This is a genomic window from Methanogenium organophilum (genome assembly GCF_026684035.1).
Classification (GTDB): domain Archaea; phylum Halobacteriota; class Methanomicrobia; order Methanomicrobiales; family Methanomicrobiaceae; genus Methanogenium; species Methanogenium organophilum.
This window is the reverse complement of the sequence record NZ_CP113361.1, coordinates 1,149,875-1,167,810: the sequence shown is the minus strand read 5'-3', so window position 1 is coordinate 1,167,810 and position 17,936 is coordinate 1,149,875. Positions and strand designations below refer to the sequence as shown.

Sequence of the window (17,936 nt, the reverse complement as noted above, 5' to 3'; positions counted from 1 at the left end):
ATGAATATGGGGAGCATTTGTCAGGATTCCCAAAGTGCACTGAAATTGACTGTCCTTGGCAGCCTGACAATTCTCTCATTTGTGGTGGTAACAGCAGGTCTCTCGGTAGGAGTCTCAATACTTCTGGCCCATCTCTTTTATATCCCGATTGTTCTGGAGGCTTACTGGTTTCACCGGAAGGTTCCTCTCTATGCGGTCTGTATCGGTGTCACGTATCTTCTCCTCGTGGTGGGATTTGGCAGTGCACCGTTGGTCATCTTCACCGCTGCCGGGCGTTCTGTGCTTTTTGTCGCAATAAGTGTGCTGACTGGATATCTTTCGGCACAGCTACACGATGAGGAACAACGGTTCACTCGCCTAGTCGGAAGTGTGAACGATCCCCTGCTCTGGATGAACGGGTCAGGAACCGTTGCCTATGTGAATGACGCCTATTGCACCCTTGCGGGAATCACATCTGAGGCGATCATCGGAACGTCGTATATTCCGATATTTTTTAGGAACAGCGCCAGTGAAATGGATGAATTTCTCTCTTCGCTCAGCGAGGAGCATCCGGCGGGGATGATTGAGTCGGTTACTGTCGGCAGTGACAGGTGTGATCATGTTGTGCAGTGGAATGTACGAACTCACTACACGGAAGATGGTAGAATCTCCGGTTCGATCACAATCGGCCGTGACATCACCTCCCTCCGGGAGGCAGAGTCGGGGCTCACCCGGAATGTGGAGACTCTGAAGGCCATCTTTACGAATGCACGGGAATGTCTTATTATTGGTCTCTGTGATAAAGACGGAATGCCGGGGCGAATTCTGGATGTGAACCGGTATGGGTGCACTATATTTGGTTATACCCATACCGAAATGCAGTCGTTTCAGGTAAAAGATCTCTTTCCTGATGTCCTTGGCTATATTTACGCTGCGATGGAAGCGGGTGATGTGGGTATCACCGACGGGCATATCGAGGTCAGGGCAAGGGGAAAGGACGGAGCCCGCTTCCCCGTAGAGGTAGCGGTCTCCTCTTATGAAATGCACAATGAGAGGTTCTTTGTGCTTGCAATGCGTGATATCACCGCATGGGTGAGCGCCCAGAAGACACTGGAGGAGAGCGAGCGGCGGTTCCGTGATTTCGCTGATTTTCTCCCTCTCCCGGCGTTTGAATTGGAATCCAAAGGGAAAATTCTTTTCCGAAACAAGACTGCGAAGACATTCTTTGGGTATGATGAGGCTGACTGGCTGGAGGGGCTCATCATTTACTCCCTCATATCCACTGGTGAGCAACCAGAACTGCGGGAGATGTTCCAGATATGTCTGGTAAAAGATACGATCATCAGCAATGAGTTTACCGCCCTCCGCAAGGACGGCTCTACATTCCCTGCGATGATCTACTGCTGCCGGATGATGGAGGATGGTGTTGTCACCGGGCTGCGGATGCTCGTTGCAGACCTTACGGATCAGCGGGGCATGGAATTAGCACTGAATCGATCTGAAACGATGTATCGTACTGTATTTGAGAATACAGGCACCAGTATGTTCCTCTTAAATGCAGACGGTACCATCGTGAATACCAACCGTACCGGGGCTGAACTGGTGGGATATCCTCTGGGGGCACTTCTCAGTGGGGAACATACCTTTGCAGACATGCTGGTAGAAGAAGACCAGATCGGATTCCGTGAGAATGCTGTCCAGATGTTTGCAGGGACCATCCCTCCCCGCACGCTTCCATCTGTCGGACTGTTGGACGCCGGAGGGATGCGACACGATACCCGCATTACGCTTTCCTTTATCCCAGACAGTTATCAGCTGGCGGTTTCTCTGACCGATGAGACCGGAAAAAACCAGTCTGAACGGCTTATTAGTGTTGCAAATGGGATTATTCAGCTCATTATCTATGAAAATGATACCGATCATCTGCTTTCTGCCGCCTGCACAGAGTTTGGCCGGCTTGACCAGTATTATGTCGTTTCCCTTTCCCTCTGCAGAAATGGAGAACTAATACCGTCTGGTATCTCTTCACCCTCATTCCAAGAGACGAATGTATCCTTTATCAGCACCTCTTCGGCACCGAAAGAGGCTGTTGCGACGAAAATGGTGAGTTATTCCCCGTGGGTAACAGGAAAAGAAGAGGGGAATGCGGCAGAAGAGATCGATGTCTTCGTACTCCCGATGATCGCAAGCGATCAGGTGGAGGGGGTGCTCTCAGTTTTCATCCAATCTTCTGCAACGGTGACAGAACAGGAGCTGACCACCCTGCAGGCACTCGCGAATGATATTGCCTATGGTATCTGGTCACGACGCATCGAGGAGGAAAAAGTGGAGGCGCTTTCACAGATCGAGCGGAACATGGAGGAACTCTCTATTCTCAATGACCACATCAGAAATCCCCTGCAGGTCATCCTTGGATTGGCGGAGATTGGGGAAGAAAGATATTATGAAGCTATGTCAGAGCAGGTGAATGAGATTGACGGCATCGTCCGCCGTCTGGATCAGCGCTGTCTGGAATCAGAAAAAATACGGGATTTCCTGCAGAAACACTATCATTTTAATATAAAGAGCAATTGATGTGTGGGTTTCCCGGTGGGGTCAGGGGAGGTTCCCTTCTCCGGAATATTCCCGCTGCCGCTCTTCATTCATTGCAATAAGGATCTCAAAGATCTTGCGCACCTCAACCGGGTCAATATTGCTGGTGACGGCATACCTGAAGGCCCGGTCAAGTACGCGGGTGCGCTGTTCTTGGTCGTGTACCGGTATTCCGTTCTGGTGTTTCTCCCCTGCCACCGTTGCTGCAAGACACTGGCGTTCTGCAATGAGGTCGATTATTTTTCTGTCGATTTGGTAGATCTCTTCGCGAACAGTTTCGAGAGTCATAGTATCATCTCTTCTGCCCGGATCGTAAAAAAGCATCCCTTATATTTTGTCTGTGTATGACAGGTACGACGTATTGAATAAGAAAGAGGGTAAAAATAGTACCATTCATGATCACCGATAAAATTGACCGCGAGGAACGCAAAGACCTGACAGTCGGGTGTCTTGCGCTGGCCCTCGCCTTCACCCTCGTCTTCATCCGCGGCGGCTGGGATTCGTGGACCGATCTCGTCGTCATCTTCATCATCTCCATAATCACCGTGGGCGCTGCCTTCATTCTCCACGAGATGGCACACAAGTTCATGGCGATGCGCTTCGGCTATTATGCGGCATTCCGCAAGGACAACGGGATGCTCCTGATGGGAGTAGCCCTTGCCGCCCTCGTCGGTATCGTATTTGCCGCCCCCGGGGCGACAGTTATCTATGCCCAGCCCGGCCGCGAGATGACGTCACGGGAGAACGGCATAATCTCTATTGCCGGCCCCGCCGTGAACCTTGTACTGGGAGTCGTATTCTTCGGAATTCTCATCGCCGGATTTGCCGTGCAGTCAATTCCTGTCATTCTCCTCGGAACGATGGGTATCTCGGTAAACGGAATGATTGCATTCTTCAACCTGCTCCCCATCAGCGTGCTTGACGGGAAGAAGGTGCTCGCCTGGAACCCGGTGTTCTTCGTGGTGGCCATTGTGCTCGCCCTTGGAATGATCCTCTTTGCCACGAACTACGGCGGCGTGATGGATATGGTCATCGCCGCGATATTCGGCTGGTAATCCCCATCCTCTTTTTCTTCGATTCATTTCCGCTTCTCACGGAATTGCAGGAGTATAGAGAATATAGTCTGTATATACATCAATATGGTCAGAAATATATGATTGCTAAAAATAATAGTTATATGTCCGGATTGGAGCCGGATGACAGAGGTGCACGGAATCGTGGAACAGTTCTCACCGCATGGTCTTCCCCCTGGGTCAGCAGATATCAACAGCAACCCCACGTTCACCGATAGGGAGCTCGCCCCCCTGCTCTGGTTCACCCTTGAGAGTGCGGTCGATGAGGTCTACTGGCTGAACGTTAGCGGTACTATCCGGTTTGTAAATAAAAGGGCTGCCCGCAGTCTTGGGTGGCCGCGGGATGAACTGAACGGCATGCATATTTCCGATATCCAGGAGGAGATGCCGCCGGAAAAGGCGCTGCCGCTGAACCGGAGCCTAGTGAATACCGAAGGCGAGGAAGTCTTCGAGGCGGTGCACCGCCGCCGCAACGGGAGCAGGTACCCGGTCTCGGTCCACCGGCGGGTATTCCCCGGCACAGGTGATCTGCAGTACCTCCTCTTCTGTCGTGATACCACGCACCGGCACGAGTTTGTCTGGCGGATAAAGGAGGCCGCGGCTGAGAAGACGATGATTCTCAACGCCATTCACGAGAATCTGGTCTTGTATGATCGGGACTTCCATATTCTCTGGTGCAATGATGACCCCGCTGAATGGTTCGGCCTCTCCCCCGATGCCCTTCCGGGCCGTATCTGTTACGAAATCTTGTACAACCGGACAACGCCCTGCGAAGGCTGTACGGTCCGTCAGGTGATAGAGGGAGGTGTCCCCATAACCGAGGAGAAGCGGCTCGGGAACGGACGGTTCGTGAAGACGTCTGTCTACCCGGTGCATGATGCAGGGGGGGAGGTGATAGGCGCGGTAGAGTCGTGTCTCAATATATCAAAACGCAAATCCGCTGAACAACGCTATATGGAGCTGTTTTCGACGATGCAAAATGGATTTGTCGTCTTTGCCTTGGAGGAGCGGAACGGGACGGACGACCTGGTGTTTCTTGAAGCAAACCCGGCATATGAGGCACTGAGCGGGTTGCTGGTACACGAACTTATCGGGAATTCATGCCGGACGCTCTTCCCGGAGGGGAGGGATGCGATCATCAGCCGGTACGCAGCGGTGGCCCGGACGGGGGCACCGGCGGTCTTTGAGGACTATAACCCGATCTTCCGGCGTCACTTCCGGATACAGGCATACGCTCCAAAGAGGGGCCAGGTGGCAGCACTCTATACCGATATTACGGAGGTCGTGAACCTGAATGAGCAGAAGAAGCAGTCGCTCATACAGATTGAACGGAACTTTGAACAACTCGCTATCCTGAACGATGAGATCCGCAATCCCCTGCAGGTGATCATCGGCCTCTCGATTCTCTCGCCCGCAGAAGAGAGCGAGAAAATTCTGGAGCAGGCCTCGACTATTAACCGTCTCGTCAATACCCTCGACCAGCGCTGGCTGGAGTCGGAGAAGATCCGCGACTTCCTGCGCAAACACTACGACTACACCTGAGCAGATGTGCAGTGCGGGTGACCGTTGCAATCGTCATACATAAATAGCGCCGTTCAGAATTATCAACCGGCGATACCAATGAAAGTAGTGGCATTCAATGCAAGTCCGCGCAAGGAAGGCAATACCATGCGCCTGCTGCGGATAGTCTGTGACACTCTTGAAGAAGAGGGGATTGAAACTGAGATCGTGCATATCGGCGGGAAGAAGGTGAACGGATGTATCGCCTGCATGAAGTGTGCCGAGACACTGGACCGCAGGTGTGCGATTACCGGTGATCCGGTGAACGAATGGATGGAGAAGATGTATGCGGCAGACGGCATCATCATCGGCAGCCCGACGTATTTTGCCGATCTCACAACGGAGGCAAAGGCGCTCATCGACCGTGCAGGGTTTGTCGGCCTTGCAAACGGCGGCCTCCTGCGGCGGAAGGTCGGTGCTGCGGTGGTGGCGGTCCGCCGTGCGGGAGCTATTCATGTGTATGATTCCATCAATCATCTCTTCGGCATTTCGGAAATGGTCACCGTCGGTTCAACCTACTGGAACCTGGGGATGGGTCTTGAACCGGGAGATGTGGAGTCTGATCAGGAAGGGCGCCAGACGATGATCGATCTCGGGAAGAACATGGCCTGGGTGTTGAAGAAACTGAATGCATAGGGCGTATCTGCCTGTTTCTCTTATTTGGATAATCCGCCTCCAAGGGCGGGATAGCGGCTGTGAACGGATTTCCTCGTATCCGGCAGGTATACGGCGGTCACCTGATTCTGGCTCCAGGGTGGAAGGGGACAGCGGTATGGGTATTTGTCCTACCTGCACCGGACGGTGCCTCTGGTGTTCCGGGGCCCGTCACGGTTTCAGGAGAAAAAATCAGGGGGAGGTGTTGGTGGTAGTGCACGGCGCCCGCTTTTCGATGGCGAGGACAACCATGAGTGTCACTGCCGAAACGGGGAGCGCGATCACGATAGGGTTCACCACGCCCCAGGGCATCGGCAGTACGGACGGAACCCCGAAGAGCGCGTCGGAGATGCCGAGGACAGCCGATTCCTTTGCGTGAACGAAGGCGGTCCAGAGGAACCAGGCGAGCGCACCTGTCGTGATGCTCACTTTTGCGGCCATTACCGAGGGATTTTTCGCGTAGAGGGCGTGGGCGAATGCGGGAATAAACGCCGCCGCACACAGCCCCATGAATATGACTGTCGCCCGTGCGATGATGTTTGCGGGAAGGGCGTAGGCGACGACCGTGCTTACCACGATCATCACGAGCGTCCCTATCTGTATCGCCGTCATGGACGGTTTTCCGTTCTTCACGAGCGGGTTCAGGTCGTATCCGATGGTCGTTCCCATCGTATGGAAGAGGGAGGAGAGGGTCGACATCGCCGCTGCGAGGAGGGCGAGCATGAAGATGATGATGAAGAGATCGGGCATAGCGGAGTTGATGTAGAACGGTATCACGCTGTCCACATTGCCACCTGCCGCATCGACCGCAAGCGTCCCGCCGTTCTGCATGAACCAAACGTTCGTGAGTGGCCCGACCGTGAATGCGACGCCGGTCATCATCAGGACGAACGGCCCGCCGACCATCACCGCCCGGTGAATGGAGCGGTCGTCTTTCACCGTCATGAAACGGACGGCGAGCTGTGGTTGTGCGAGCACGCCGATACCCACGCCGAGGACCATCGTCGTGATCATCGTCAGCCATATCGGGGAGAGAAACGTTGGCATTGATGCCCATCCGGTCATCCCTGCCGCCGCAAGACTCTCCGGTACGAGCGGAGCAAGGGAGTCGAGGGCGCTGTTCGCCGCTCCGATGCCGCCCAGGTAGACATAGGTCAGGACGAGAAGCACGGTCATGCCGACGAACATGATAGCACCCTGCAGGGCATCCGTGTACATGACGGCGATGAGCCCGCCGAGCACCACGTACAGTGCCACCACCGCGGCAAAGGCGAGGAGGGCGGTGTCATACGGGATGGAGAGCGTCGTCTCGATGAACCGTGCGCCCCCGATGAGAATCGCGGCGGTGTATATCGGCATGCTCACGATGATGATTACGGCCGAAATCTTCCGGATGAACGGTGAATCATAGCATTTCCCGAGGAGGTCCGGATACGTGAGGGCGCCTGTCGCATGCCCGAGCATCCGTGTCCGTTTCCCGAAGAGTACGAAGGCGACGAGAACGCCCACCCCGATGCAGAGCACGGTCAGCCAGACGAGGCCCATGCCGAGCTGGGCCGATATGCCGCCGAACCCCACGATGGCGGAAGTACTGATGAAAGTCGCGCCATAGGAGAGTGCGAGGACGACGGGGTTAATTCGTCTCCCGGCGACGAGGAAATCATCGCTCCCTTTTGTCTGCCGGTATCCGATGTAACCGAGGAGAATCACGACTCCGAGGTAGACGAGGGTGATTGCAGAAAAGGTCAGTGTGTCAACTGCCATCGTGCTCCCCTTCCGCCCCTTTCTTCCAGTTTATCATGCCGTACGCTATACATGCCGCCGTCAGGATGAATGACAGCAGGTATCCTGCCCATATACCGGGATCGGTAATACCAAACATAAGAGAAACCTCACGGTATTGAGAATTATAACCGAAACAATACACGGGCTGCCGGATTTATTGTGTATCCGGAGCCCTATCTAAAGTGAAAGAGGTTAAAAAAACCAAAGAAAACGAGAGCACCGGAGGTAGCGGATATGGACCACCTGCCGTCTCCTGCACGTCTCTCTTTGGTCATAATCAAAATACCGCTTCTGTCTTGGTCGTGAAGATATTTAATGGTGATCTGTGATTCTTCCTGACCCACCCGCCACATTGGATTCATACATATTATACTCACGGAAAACCCACCAATATCGCATGGACATTCCCCCGTTTGCCCTTGAACGCTATTTTGGAAAGTACGAGTTCTCCGCCCCCCATATGCTCTCTGCCGCGGACTGCGAGACATGGACACCTGGTGAGATATTTGCGATGGAGGAGGGCTCGCTTGATGCCTTCTGTTCCATGCGGCTCATGTATACCGAGTCACAGGGTGACCCGGCATTGCGGGAGGAGATTGCAGCCATTACGGGTGGTAGTATTGGTGCAGAGGACTGTATCGTCTTTGCCGGTGCAGAAGAAGGCATCTTCATCACAATGCATGCTCTCCTTGGACCCGGCGATCACGCGGTGGTGCTCTTCCCCGCCTACCAGTCGCTCTTTGAAGTGGCCCGCCATGTGGGAGCCGATGTCTCCTTCTGGCAGATGCACGAGGAGGACGGGTGGCGGCCGCGAATGGATGAGCTGCGTGCTCTTATCCGGCCGGAGACGAAGTGCATCATCGTGAACAGTCCGCACAACCCAACCGGCTTCCACTTCCCGGCAGCTGAGATGGCAGAGCTCATCGCGATTGCAGAGGAGCATGACTGCTGGCTCTTCTGTGATGAGGTATACCGCTTCGGGGAGTACGACCCCTCCGCCCGGTTGCCTGCCGTTGCATCCCGGTATGCAAAGGGCATCTCGGTTGGGGTGATGTCAAAGAGTTTCGGGCTTGCGGGCCTCCGGCTGGGCTGGGTGGCAACACAGGACACAGAACTCATTTCGCGTATCCTCGCGTGGAAGGACTATACCACCATCTGCACCAGTGCACCGGCGGAGTATCTCTCGGGGATTGCCCTTCGGCATGCGGATTCAATCATCGAACGGAACCGGACCATCCTGAATGAAAACCGTGCCCTGCTTGAAGACTTTTTCGACCGGCACGCCGACTTCTTCACCTGCCAGGCGCCCGTGGCAGGTCCGGTCTGCTTCCCCCGGTATCTGGGAGAGGAGGGGGCGGAGGCCTTCTGCGATACCCTCATCCGGGAGACGGGTGTTATCCTCCTCCCATCCACCGCCTTCGGCGCCGGGGACGCCCACATCCGGTTCGGCTTCGGGCGGCGGGATATGATGCCCGCCCTTGGGGCGCTGGAGGAGTATCTCACAGCGATGGAGCGGAACGGGGTCTGACACGTTTGTGCCTGTAGCCCAGAGAAAAGGCATAGCAGTATTGGATGAGAATAGCGGGATCACTGAGATACGGAAAAACCGGGAGAGAATGTCTTACAGAAAGGGGTGGGTGGGGCTCCCCCTCCCTCAGGGGAAGTGCATGCATCGCGGTCTGCCGCCTCTCTCCTCCTGCGCCCTCGTTCTTTTTTGAGTCTATGAAGACGATTCTCCGACAGGAGTCTCCTCCCGGTCCTTTGCATGCTTCTTCGCGAGGGTGTGTACGAACAACGCCGCCCAGGTGAAGGCAACACATCCCCCCACGATGTCTCCTGCCACACAACCCCACCAGGCGCCCACTTCTCCCCATCCAAAGGTGAGTGCGAAGAGGTATGCGAAGAATGCAATGAATACCAGATTGCGCAGGAGGGTGAGGATAAAGGATGCCGTCCCCTTTCCCAGTCCCTGGAAGAGCCCGTTGGACATCATCCCCATCGGGACGAACGGGTAGAAGAAGCACATCGTCCGGAGGAATGCCGTGATATCCGGCAGCAGACGGGCACTCTCGGGGGAATAGGCAAAGAGGGTCGCAATCTGCGGGGCAAAGACCCAGGTGAGAATGCTGATCCCGATGGAGATGAGCGTCCCTATCCATATCGAATAGAGATGTACTGTTTTGAGCTCTGCGTAGCGTCTTGCTCCAAAGAGCGCCCCGGCGACCGAGATCACGGCTGTATTTATCGCAATCATCGGGACGATGGCAAACATCACCACGCGCCACCCGCCGGTGTAGACGGCCACACCGTCGGTACCGGCAACTGTGACGAAGAGTCCGTTGAGGATGATCCCCAGGCCTGCCATCAGCATGAACTCACCGCTTGCGGGAATTGCAACCTTCAGGACGTCGGAGACGATGGCGGGTCTGTAGGAGAAGGCATCCCGATGAATGGAGACGTAGGTGTCGCGTTTCCCCAAAAACCACCAGAGGAGGACGACGGAGACGAGAGCGACCGATATAATGGTAGCAAGGGCGGCACCTGCCATACCCATATCGAGCCCGTAGATGAGAATCGGATCGAGGATAATGTTTACGACCGACGAGACGGCCATCGCGTGCATCGTCCGCTTCATATCGCCCTCTGCACGCAGAATTCCGTAGGCCATATTGGTAAAGATGAAGAAGACGGTCCCGGCAAAGACGATGTAAGCATAATCCAGGGCAAGCCCGATCGTCTCTCCGGCGCCAATGGCAATGAGGAGTGGCCGGAGGCAAACAATGAAGCATATCGTCATCACTATCGAGGCGGCAACCGCCAGATAGAGGCCATGCAATGCGGTGTTGTCAGCCCCGTTCTTATCTTTTGCACCGATACGGCGGGCAATCGCCGAGGTGGCGCCGGCACCGAGGCCGTTGGAGATGCCGATAAGGACCATGAAAACCGGTGTCACAAAGCCTATAGCAGCAAGGGCATCCGGCCCCAGTCCTGCGACCCATATCGCGTCGATGATGTTGTAGAGCGACATGAGCAGCATCGCGACGATCATCGGCCCCGAGAGTTTGATGATTGCCTGTTTTGGGTCGCCTGTCAGAATCGATACGCCTGAGGTCATGCCCGCTGTGCCGGGTTCCATAGATTCAGTTGAATGTGTCGGTGTTGTCTGTGTCATTTCCGGGAATATCTCTGTTTTTTGCTACTATGCTGCTTGTATATGCCATTGACCGGAGGAGAGGCAGGAGGTATGGTACTGCCTCTTGCGGGACATCGGTAGTGATCGTCCGGTCGAGCTCGTCGGATGCGGCGATGGCATCTTCTGCAAGCCGGATACCTGCTTCCGTCAGGGAAATGCAGTATCTCCTGCGGTTCGCCTCATCCGGGATGCGGGTCAGGTATCCTCCATCCTCGAGTTGCCGGATCGCCCGCGCCACTGCCGCCTTGTCGATCATCATACGCCTGCTGATCTCATCCTGTGTCGCACCGGGGTGTTTTGCAAGGTAGATGAGCGGACTCATCACGGCCACGGGGATGCCTGCCTGCGATGCCCACTCCCCGAGGATACGGTTTCTGCTCCGGTAGATGATCGAGATGAGTGCACCGGGAGGCAGGTCCGAGGGGAGAGGAACATCCATGGTACCACGTTGGTGTGGCAGCATATAATTGTTGACATGACAACTGTTGATCCGTCACCTCTCATTCGTCCTGCCCTCCTTCTTTCTCACATTGCGCCCGGGGGAGCGCAGCAACCCTCATCAGGGATGATGTGCCACTCTTCACGCATCAGGTGCACGATGACAGAAATCAGAATGCCCTCTGGAGAGGCAGAGAGAGACACCGCTGCTATTCGTGAGATTTTTGGTTATATTGCATCAATCCCCCGGTGTTCCGGGAACGAGGACGGCATTGCACGATTTCTCCGGGAACGGGTTGTGGATGCCGGATGCATGGTAAAAGAGGATGATGCAGGCAATCTCTTTCTCGGCCTCCCGGGTGCGGGAGGGGGTGAAGATGCCCCGCCTCTTGTGCTGCAGGCGCATATGGACATGGTCTGTGTGGCAGCGCAGGGCAGCGATCATGACTTCGCCCGGGAGGGCATCGACTGGTACGAGGAGGACGGCATCCTCCGGGCACGGGAGACGACGCTTGGGGCGGACAATGGCATCGGTCTTGCCATCGGGATCCGTCTTCTCGAAGAACCGGGGCCTGTCCACCCCCCCATCCAGCTCATTGCCACACGTGAGGAAGAGACGACGATGCATGGTGCAGCCGCTCTTGACCCGGCAAAAATTGCCGGGACAACCGTGATCAACATCGATGATGAGGAGGAAGGAGTCATCACCACCAGTTCGGCCGGGATGATGGCGGTTGCATTTACCTTCCCTGCCCACCGCATTCTGGTCCGGGGCGCTGTCAGCTGGCAGACCGTTGAGGTTGCTGGTGGCAGAGGAGGCCACTCAGGAATGGAGGCAGGGTCCGGGCGGGCCAATGCCCTTTCTCTTATAGGAACCTTGCTCACCGGCCTCATGGCAGAGACCGGATGTGCCGTCACCACCATCAGCGGCGGAGAACGGGATAATGCGATCCCCGGTCAGGCGCGGGCCTGTATCGGTCTTGACCCCGCAGTAGTGAAAAAGGCAGTCCGGTTTATCCGGGAAGAAGGGCGTGCCTGCCGGGAAACATACCGTGACACAGATCCTGACCTGCGGGTCAGGATCTTTCCGGCGACTCCGCAGGAGAATGTCATCTCCCCCGAGATCGCGGCGGGTGTAGTCTCCCTTCTCTCCGGCCTGCCCGCAGGGGTCTGTACGATGGATGTGGTTATCCCCGATCTCGTCGCTACCTCATGCAACCCGGCAACCATCCGGGAGGAGGCGGGGTTGCTGACCATCGGTCTTTCGGCCCGCAGCAACGATGATGCGACCCTCGCAGCGCTGGGTGAAACATTCCGGAGGCAGGGAAAGGAGGCAGGAGCGGCCGTTTCAATTCCTGGTGTTGCACCAGCCTGGCAGTACCGGGAAGTATCTCCTATCCGGGAGAGAGTGGCGGAGGCGTATAGCGATCTCTTCGGGAGTACAATGCACCTCCGTGGTCTGCATGCCGGTCTTGAGACCGCCTGGATTGCACAGAAGATACCGGAAGCAGACATAATCTCCCTTGGTCCGGATATCCGGGATGCCCACACTGTCAGGGAGTCTGCTTCCCTGCCTTCTGCCGGACGGGTCTGTCTGCTCCTCCGCGAAACCCTCAGGCGTTGCGTCGAGGTTCGCGAAGAAGAGTAGCTAAAACTGAGATTTGGTTGGTAGGTTGGTATGGTATGGCATAATAGATGGGAGGCGGTGGTAGGACCTGCCTGCAGAATCCATATCCCTTCGCCTGTACTGGGTGCGGGAAGATCGTGGTATTTAATGCACGTGCCTCCGAATATTTCCCTCTGCACGGCGCTCTCAGATCCTGTGTTGGATAACACCCGGCCCTTTCACAGTGCTTCGTCCGCCGCTCTTCTTTGTTACCTCTATCACCGTTGAAATCCGCTCTTTTAAGGCAGGGACGTGAGATATGACTCCGATAATTTTTCCTTGGTCACTGAGTGAGGAGAGAGTGGCAAGGGCCATCTCAAGGGCATCCTCATCCAGTGTCCCGAATCCTTCGTCAAGGAAGAGGGAATCAACCCGAATCTTCCCTGATGCCATTGAGGCAAGGCCTAGTGCCATGGCCAGACTTACCAGAAAACTCTCCCCGCCGGAGAGGTTTTTCGTTGAACGTATGGCTCCTCCCTGTTCATTGTCAATCACCTCAAGGTCCAGGGGCCGATCGGGATTCTGTTTCAGGAGGTACCGGCCGCTCATAGTCTGCAGCTGGCGGTTGGCTGACGCGATCATCACTGCAAAGGTGAGTCCCTGTGCAAAGTTGCGGAACTTCTTTCCGTCAGCCGACCCGATGAGCGTATGAAGTTCGTTCCATCGGTTTGTTTCGGCCTCCTGTGTGATAATTTTGGTTTGCTGTTCGGCATACCGTAATTTCTCTTCTTCATCCCGTTTGAGCTGTTGGCGTATTTCTCCCCTGCGGGTGTTGGTATGCTGTTCTGCTGTGATGAGGGCATCAAGCTCAATTGTGAGGGTGGCTTCATCTTTTTGTGTAACTCCCCGGTTTCGGTGCATCTCTGCTTCTTTTTGGGCGGTTGCACGCTGTACAGCAATACCTGTCTCCCAACGTTCCAGACGGTCACGTTCGCTCTGCAAGCAGGCCCTCTCTTCCTGTGTGAGGAGAGCAGCTGCAAAGTCCTCTTCCCCGAATAATCCAGCATTGTATACCGCCGTGTCAAACCGGCGTTCTACCTCTTCCAGTTCTTCTTTCTGTCTTCTGATTGAATCCTGAAGGGTTCGGATCTCGCCTCCAAGGCCTGCTATTTCCTCCACTCTCTGCTGGTAATCGGTCTGCACCGCTTCCAGATTCTTCTCTTCTGTCCGTATCATCCAGATAAACTGTGCCTCAGCCTCGTCCGGGCTCATATTGGGCAGCAAGTCCTGTCGTTTGTCACGGATTTCTGTAATTTCTGCCTCTAATTTTTCCGTGCGGGCTGCACAATTCTCCGCATCTCTGAACCTTATGACTGCCTGGTGGCAGTGCGCGATGAGTGTTTTTGTTGCCCTGATCTCTTCTTTCAATATCCTGAGGGCAGTTTCTGTCGTATAGTGGCTTTTGATAGCATCATTTGTCTTTTCGAGCGCTGTCTGCACCACTGCTTCAGATTCGGGTGTGTCAGGATGGAGTCCGCATGCCCTGCACCCGTCTGCCCAGATCTCTCCACGGTGGGTAGTCCTCACCTGAATATCATCCAGTGCCTCCTGAATAGCTTTCTCTTTGCTTTTGCACTGGTAAGTTGCCTGACGGAGCATGGCTTCCTTCTCCTTGATTGCAGAGAGGATGCTTTGTTCCTGCTTTAGGTCTTCTTCTGCTGCACGGGGCAATGCTACCGTCTCATCTGCGTATGGGTGTATCGATGAACCACAGAGGGGGCAGGGTTCTCCCGCCCGGAGGTGGGACCGCTCCGCTTCGAGATCATGTACCCTGGCAGCAAGACGTACATTCTCCGCCATCTGTTCGGTGAGGCGCACTTGCCGTTCACGTTCATGGACGCAGGCCTCCAGCGTCTGTTGATATCTGGTGTAGTCATAACGTATGTTCTTCAGACGAATGGTGAGGTCCTGTCTCCTCCGGGCATCGTCTGCACCTTCTGAGAGACGGTCACGGAGCAACATCAGCTGCGTTTTTTGCTCCTGGAATGCATTGATTTCTGCTCTGATGATGGAAGTATCCCGATACCATGAAATTGTTGTGAGGGCTTGCTGCAGAACATCCAACTCTGTGTCGGTGGTGGTGCAGCTCACTTCGACGTCTGGCGGCAGCGGCCGGGCAGTGTCACCCGGGACTGCCGCTCTCAGGTTTTTTGCGAGAGTTCTTGTTCCCGCAAAGAGAGATGAAGGTTCACCAACAATGCCATTTTCACCTAGGAACCATGAAACCGCCTTCGTTTCTTCGGGTGTACCGTCTCCAGCATCTGACCACCGTTTCAGCTCCGTACAGATCCCTTCCCAGTCGCGATAGGCCCGCTCTTGTGTGCTGTAGACTTCACGGAGACGATCCGCTCTGGACTGTAGCTCAAGGTCTAGTCTGCGCACCTCACGTATGACCGGGGTGGCCCGTTCTAAGCGTTCCTGTACTTCTGTGAGCATTTCTTTCTGCAAAGAAACAGCCTCTTCCATCCGGAGTGCAGTATCCTTTTTATCCGGCACCATCACTTCAAGCTGTCTGAGGTATGTTCTGTTCTTCTCCCGGCTTTCCCTGAGGGCGACGACCTGCTGGTATTCACCCTCCAATGCGGCGGCTGTTTCTCCTCGCTCCAGACGCCTGAGCTGTTCCTCCGCGGCCCCTCGCTGCTCAGTCCAGTCCGCCTCTTCACAGTCAGCAGTTGCGAGGGAACGGGCAATCCTTATTCCATCCTGGTGCCAGTTAATTCCCTTCCTGCAGTGGCTGATATTATCCTGCAGCTCCTTTCCTTTCTCTATGAGGGCGGCCTCTTCCTCATGGAGTGTGGCGGTAATGTTCTCCGAAAGCAGTTCAATTCCCTCTCCTTTCGCCCTGAGCTCATTCAGTTTTGCCTGTTCATCCCGTCTCCGTTCGTGAACGTTTATCGAGATTTTTGAGTAGATCTCTGTTCCTGTGATCTGTTCCAGAAGGGGAGAGCGTTCATCCGGTGAAGCGTTTAAAAATGCCGCAAAATCGCCCTGTGCCAGCATAACGGAACGGGTAAACTGTTCGTAATCCATGCCGGTCAACTCCTCGACCCTTTTCGGGACTTCACGCTTCCGTGTGGTGAGAATTTTATCTGCGAAAACATCGGCAATTTCATGATGTGGAGTCTGCAGCGCACCGTCAGGTTTTCGGTGAGCCCGTTCCTGTGCCCATGTGCACCGGTATACGCCGCTTCCTGTCGCAATCTCAACTTCTGCACAACATTCTGCAGCCTGCCGATGCATAATCTCGTTCGTTGACTTGCTTACTGTCTTCAGCCGTGGTGTGCACCCATAGAGGGCTATACATATGGCATCCAGAATGGTTGTCTTCCCCGACCCGGTTGGTCCCGTGATCGCAAATATTCCGTCTGCGGTGTAGGCATCATCGGTCAGATCAACTTCCCATTCACCGGCGAGGGAGTTAAGATTTTTAAATCGGACTTTCAGAATTCTCATATTGCTGCCTCCTCATCCGGCTCATCACAATCCATTCCGCTGAGGATATCCAGGAATGCGGTCATCAGCCTGTCCCTCTGTTCGGGGGGAACGTCAGCTATCTCCATCCGCTGGCAGAAGACCTCGGTAACGGTCAGTTCTTCAAGTTCAACGCATGACTGATGCCCAGAAAGGGCATCTGCGATCAGCCGGGCATCCTTCACCCGCAGGGCCTCTATCCTGGTTCCATCGATCATTTTCGCCACCTGGCCCATCAGATCCCCCGGAACCATGGCACCGTCGTAGATAATTTCTGCCCAGACAGGGTCTCCTATATCCTTCAGTTCATTGATTCTCCGGGCAATTGCGGGGAGATCACCCTGAATTGTTGTGAGGCGACGGAACCGAGGGACCGGTACTGAACGCACAGCAGCTGTCATTCCCGGTGTGGTGGTGACGATGACGACCTCCTTTTGGTGCTCTGCCTCCCCGAATCCAACCGGGAGTGGCGAGCCGGGATATCGTATGGTATCAATCCCTGCCACTATCTGTGGGACATGCAGGTGTCCGAGTGCCACATAGGCGGCCTCTTCCGGGAAGACGTCAGCGCCGACCCGTTCAATGAAGCCTGCGACTTGGTCACGTACACCATCACCCTCGACGGTCTTCCCTCCGGCAGCGAAGAGATGTCCCGTGACGATCACAGGGATCCTGGGCCCTGAGGGGGGCTGCATCGCACAGGCAACATCCCACGCTTCCTGATATAGCAACCGCACGCCCTTGCGAATCTGTACTGCCTTATCGTCAATGGAAGTGCCCGGTGCGGATTTTCGGATATCGCGTTCACGGAGGTAGGGGACTGCAGCCACAATACATTCCGGTATTCCGTGTGGCCCGTCCAGAAGATATGTTCCTCCCGGCTTTTCGGGGACTGCTTTCCCTACGATATGGATATTAAGTGCTGCAAGTATCTCCTGTGGCGCTTCAAGGAATGCCGGAGAGTCATGATTACCTGCAGTGATGATGATATGACGGCATCCTGCTGCTGCTGCATCGGTCAGAAAACGGTAGTAGAGTGCCTGGGATTTGGTGGAGGGGGAGGCGTTGTCAAAGATATCGCCTGTCACCAGCAGGAGGTCAATTGATTCCTGTTTGATGAGATTCGCAAGCCACTCAAGAAATGCCGCTGCCTCTGTTTCCCGGCGCCGTCCGCAGAGGGTCATGCCGAGGTGCCAGTCTGAGGTATGTAGAATATTCAGAGGTCTCCCTCCATATAATAGCATCTGGCCAAATAGTCTGCAATTCCGATGGTGTTGCTGTGCATATGATGAATGCCTCTTTTCGTTACCAAAAAATGTTCCTCTGCGGGGTGAAACTGTTTGGAACTGCTCTGGGGACTCGCTGACATGGAAATATTCCTCTACCTCTGGTGTATCTTTCGTCAGTTATGCGGTTATCAACGGATTCATGTGGCTGTATCTAAGGGGTTTTATGTAGGGATTGTGTTCACGTCTTCTGTTGCCGAAAACGCTGTAATGTGAAACTATTTTGAGTAAATGTAAAA

General features: G+C 55.0%; 13 protein-coding genes. 6 read left to right on the top strand and 7 right to left on the bottom strand.

Annotated features, from left to right (window positions below; all coding sequences use genetic code 11):
- Window positions 1–6: 6 nt before the first annotated feature.
- The gene (locus tag OU421_RS05940; protein WP_268187690.1) at window positions 7–2,553 is read left to right on the top strand and encodes a PAS domain S-box protein; all 2,547 of its coding nucleotides are present in this window, start codon (window positions 7–9) and stop codon (window positions 2,551–2,553) included.
- A 21-nt stretch (window positions 2,554–2,574) separates the two neighbouring features.
- Here the strand turns inward: OU421_RS05940 and OU421_RS05935 are convergent, their stop codons facing one another.
- Window positions 2,575–2,859 carry a chorismate mutase gene (locus OU421_RS05935; protein WP_268187689.1) on the bottom strand — a complete coding sequence of 95 codons (285 nt, stop codon included), beginning with the start codon at window positions 2,857–2,859 and terminating at the stop codon, window positions 2,575–2,577.
- A gap of 107 nt (window positions 2,860–2,966) precedes the next feature.
- On the opposite strand from OU421_RS05935, the gene OU421_RS05930 reads away from it, so the two are divergent.
- The 3 genes from OU421_RS05930 to OU421_RS05920 all read left to right on the top strand — a co-directional run bounded on the left by OU421_RS05930 (window position 2,967) and on the right by OU421_RS05920 (window position 5,840).
- Window positions 2,967–3,626, top strand: a complete 660-nt coding sequence (locus tag OU421_RS05930) for a zinc metalloprotease (protein WP_268187688.1) — start codon at window positions 2,967–2,969, stop codon at window positions 3,624–3,626.
- 141 nt (window positions 3,627–3,767) lie between these two features.
- On the top strand, window positions 3,768–5,186 hold the full coding sequence (locus tag OU421_RS05925) for a PAS domain-containing protein (RefSeq protein ID WP_268187687.1): 1,419 nt from the start codon (window positions 3,768–3,770) through the stop codon (window positions 5,184–5,186).
- A gap of 78 nt (window positions 5,187–5,264) precedes the next feature.
- Window positions 5,265–5,840, top strand: a complete 576-nt coding sequence (locus tag OU421_RS05920; RefSeq protein ID WP_268187686.1) for a flavodoxin family protein — start codon at window positions 5,265–5,267, stop codon at window positions 5,838–5,840.
- A 210-nt stretch (window positions 5,841–6,050) separates the two neighbouring features.
- Here the strand turns inward: OU421_RS05920 and OU421_RS05915 are convergent, their stop codons facing one another.
- Window positions 6,051–7,622, bottom strand: coding sequence for a sodium:solute symporter family protein (locus OU421_RS05915; protein WP_268187684.1), 1,572 nt, complete (start codon window positions 7,620–7,622; stop codon window positions 6,051–6,053).
- Complete coding sequence (locus OU421_RS05910) at window positions 7,612–7,740, bottom strand: symporter small accessory protein (protein WP_268187683.1); 129 nt, start codon at window positions 7,738–7,740, stop codon at window positions 7,612–7,614. The genes OU421_RS05915 and OU421_RS05910 overlap by 11 nt, the downstream gene beginning before the upstream one ends.
- Before the next feature lie 300 nt (window positions 7,741–8,040).
- Here OU421_RS05910 and OU421_RS05905 point away from each other — a divergent pair, with 300 nt between their 5' ends.
- Window positions 8,041–9,171, top strand: coding sequence for an aminotransferase class I/II-fold pyridoxal phosphate-dependent enzyme (locus OU421_RS05905; RefSeq protein WP_268187682.1), 1,131 nt, complete (start codon window positions 8,041–8,043; stop codon window positions 9,169–9,171).
- A gap of 192 nt (window positions 9,172–9,363) precedes the next feature.
- On the opposite strand, the gene OU421_RS05900 is transcribed toward OU421_RS05905, so the two are convergent.
- Together OU421_RS05900 and OU421_RS05895 are read right to left on the bottom strand one after the other, a co-directional pair.
- Complete coding sequence (locus OU421_RS05900) at window positions 9,364–10,779, bottom strand: MATE family efflux transporter (RefSeq protein ID WP_268187681.1); 1,416 nt, start codon at window positions 10,777–10,779, stop codon at window positions 9,364–9,366.
- A gap of 4 nt (window positions 10,780–10,783) precedes the next feature.
- Window positions 10,784–11,275, bottom strand: coding sequence for a MarR family winged helix-turn-helix transcriptional regulator (locus tag OU421_RS05895; RefSeq protein ID WP_268187680.1), 492 nt, complete (start codon window positions 11,273–11,275; stop codon window positions 10,784–10,786).
- Window positions 11,276–11,434: 159 nt separating this feature from the next.
- Here OU421_RS05895 and pepD point away from each other — a divergent pair, with 159 nt between their 5' ends.
- Window positions 11,435–12,922: a beta-Ala-His dipeptidase gene (gene pepD, locus OU421_RS05890; RefSeq protein ID WP_268187679.1), complete on the top strand. Its 1,488-nt coding sequence runs from the start codon at window positions 11,435–11,437 to the stop codon at window positions 12,920–12,922.
- Window positions 12,923–13,087: 165 nt separating this feature from the next.
- Here pepD and OU421_RS05885 read toward each other — a convergent pair whose 3' ends face one another.
- Window positions 13,088–16,393, bottom strand: a complete 3,306-nt coding sequence (locus OU421_RS05885) for an AAA family ATPase (protein WP_268187678.1) — start codon at window positions 16,391–16,393, stop codon at window positions 13,088–13,090.
- Window positions 16,390–17,655 (bottom strand): exonuclease SbcCD subunit D C-terminal domain-containing protein, encoded by a 1,266-nt coding sequence (locus OU421_RS05880; protein ID WP_268187677.1) that lies wholly within the window; start codon window positions 17,653–17,655, stop codon window positions 16,390–16,392. Before OU421_RS05880 ends, OU421_RS05885 begins: the two co-directional genes overlap by 4 nt.
- Between the last annotated feature and the right edge of the window lie 281 nt (window positions 17,656–17,936).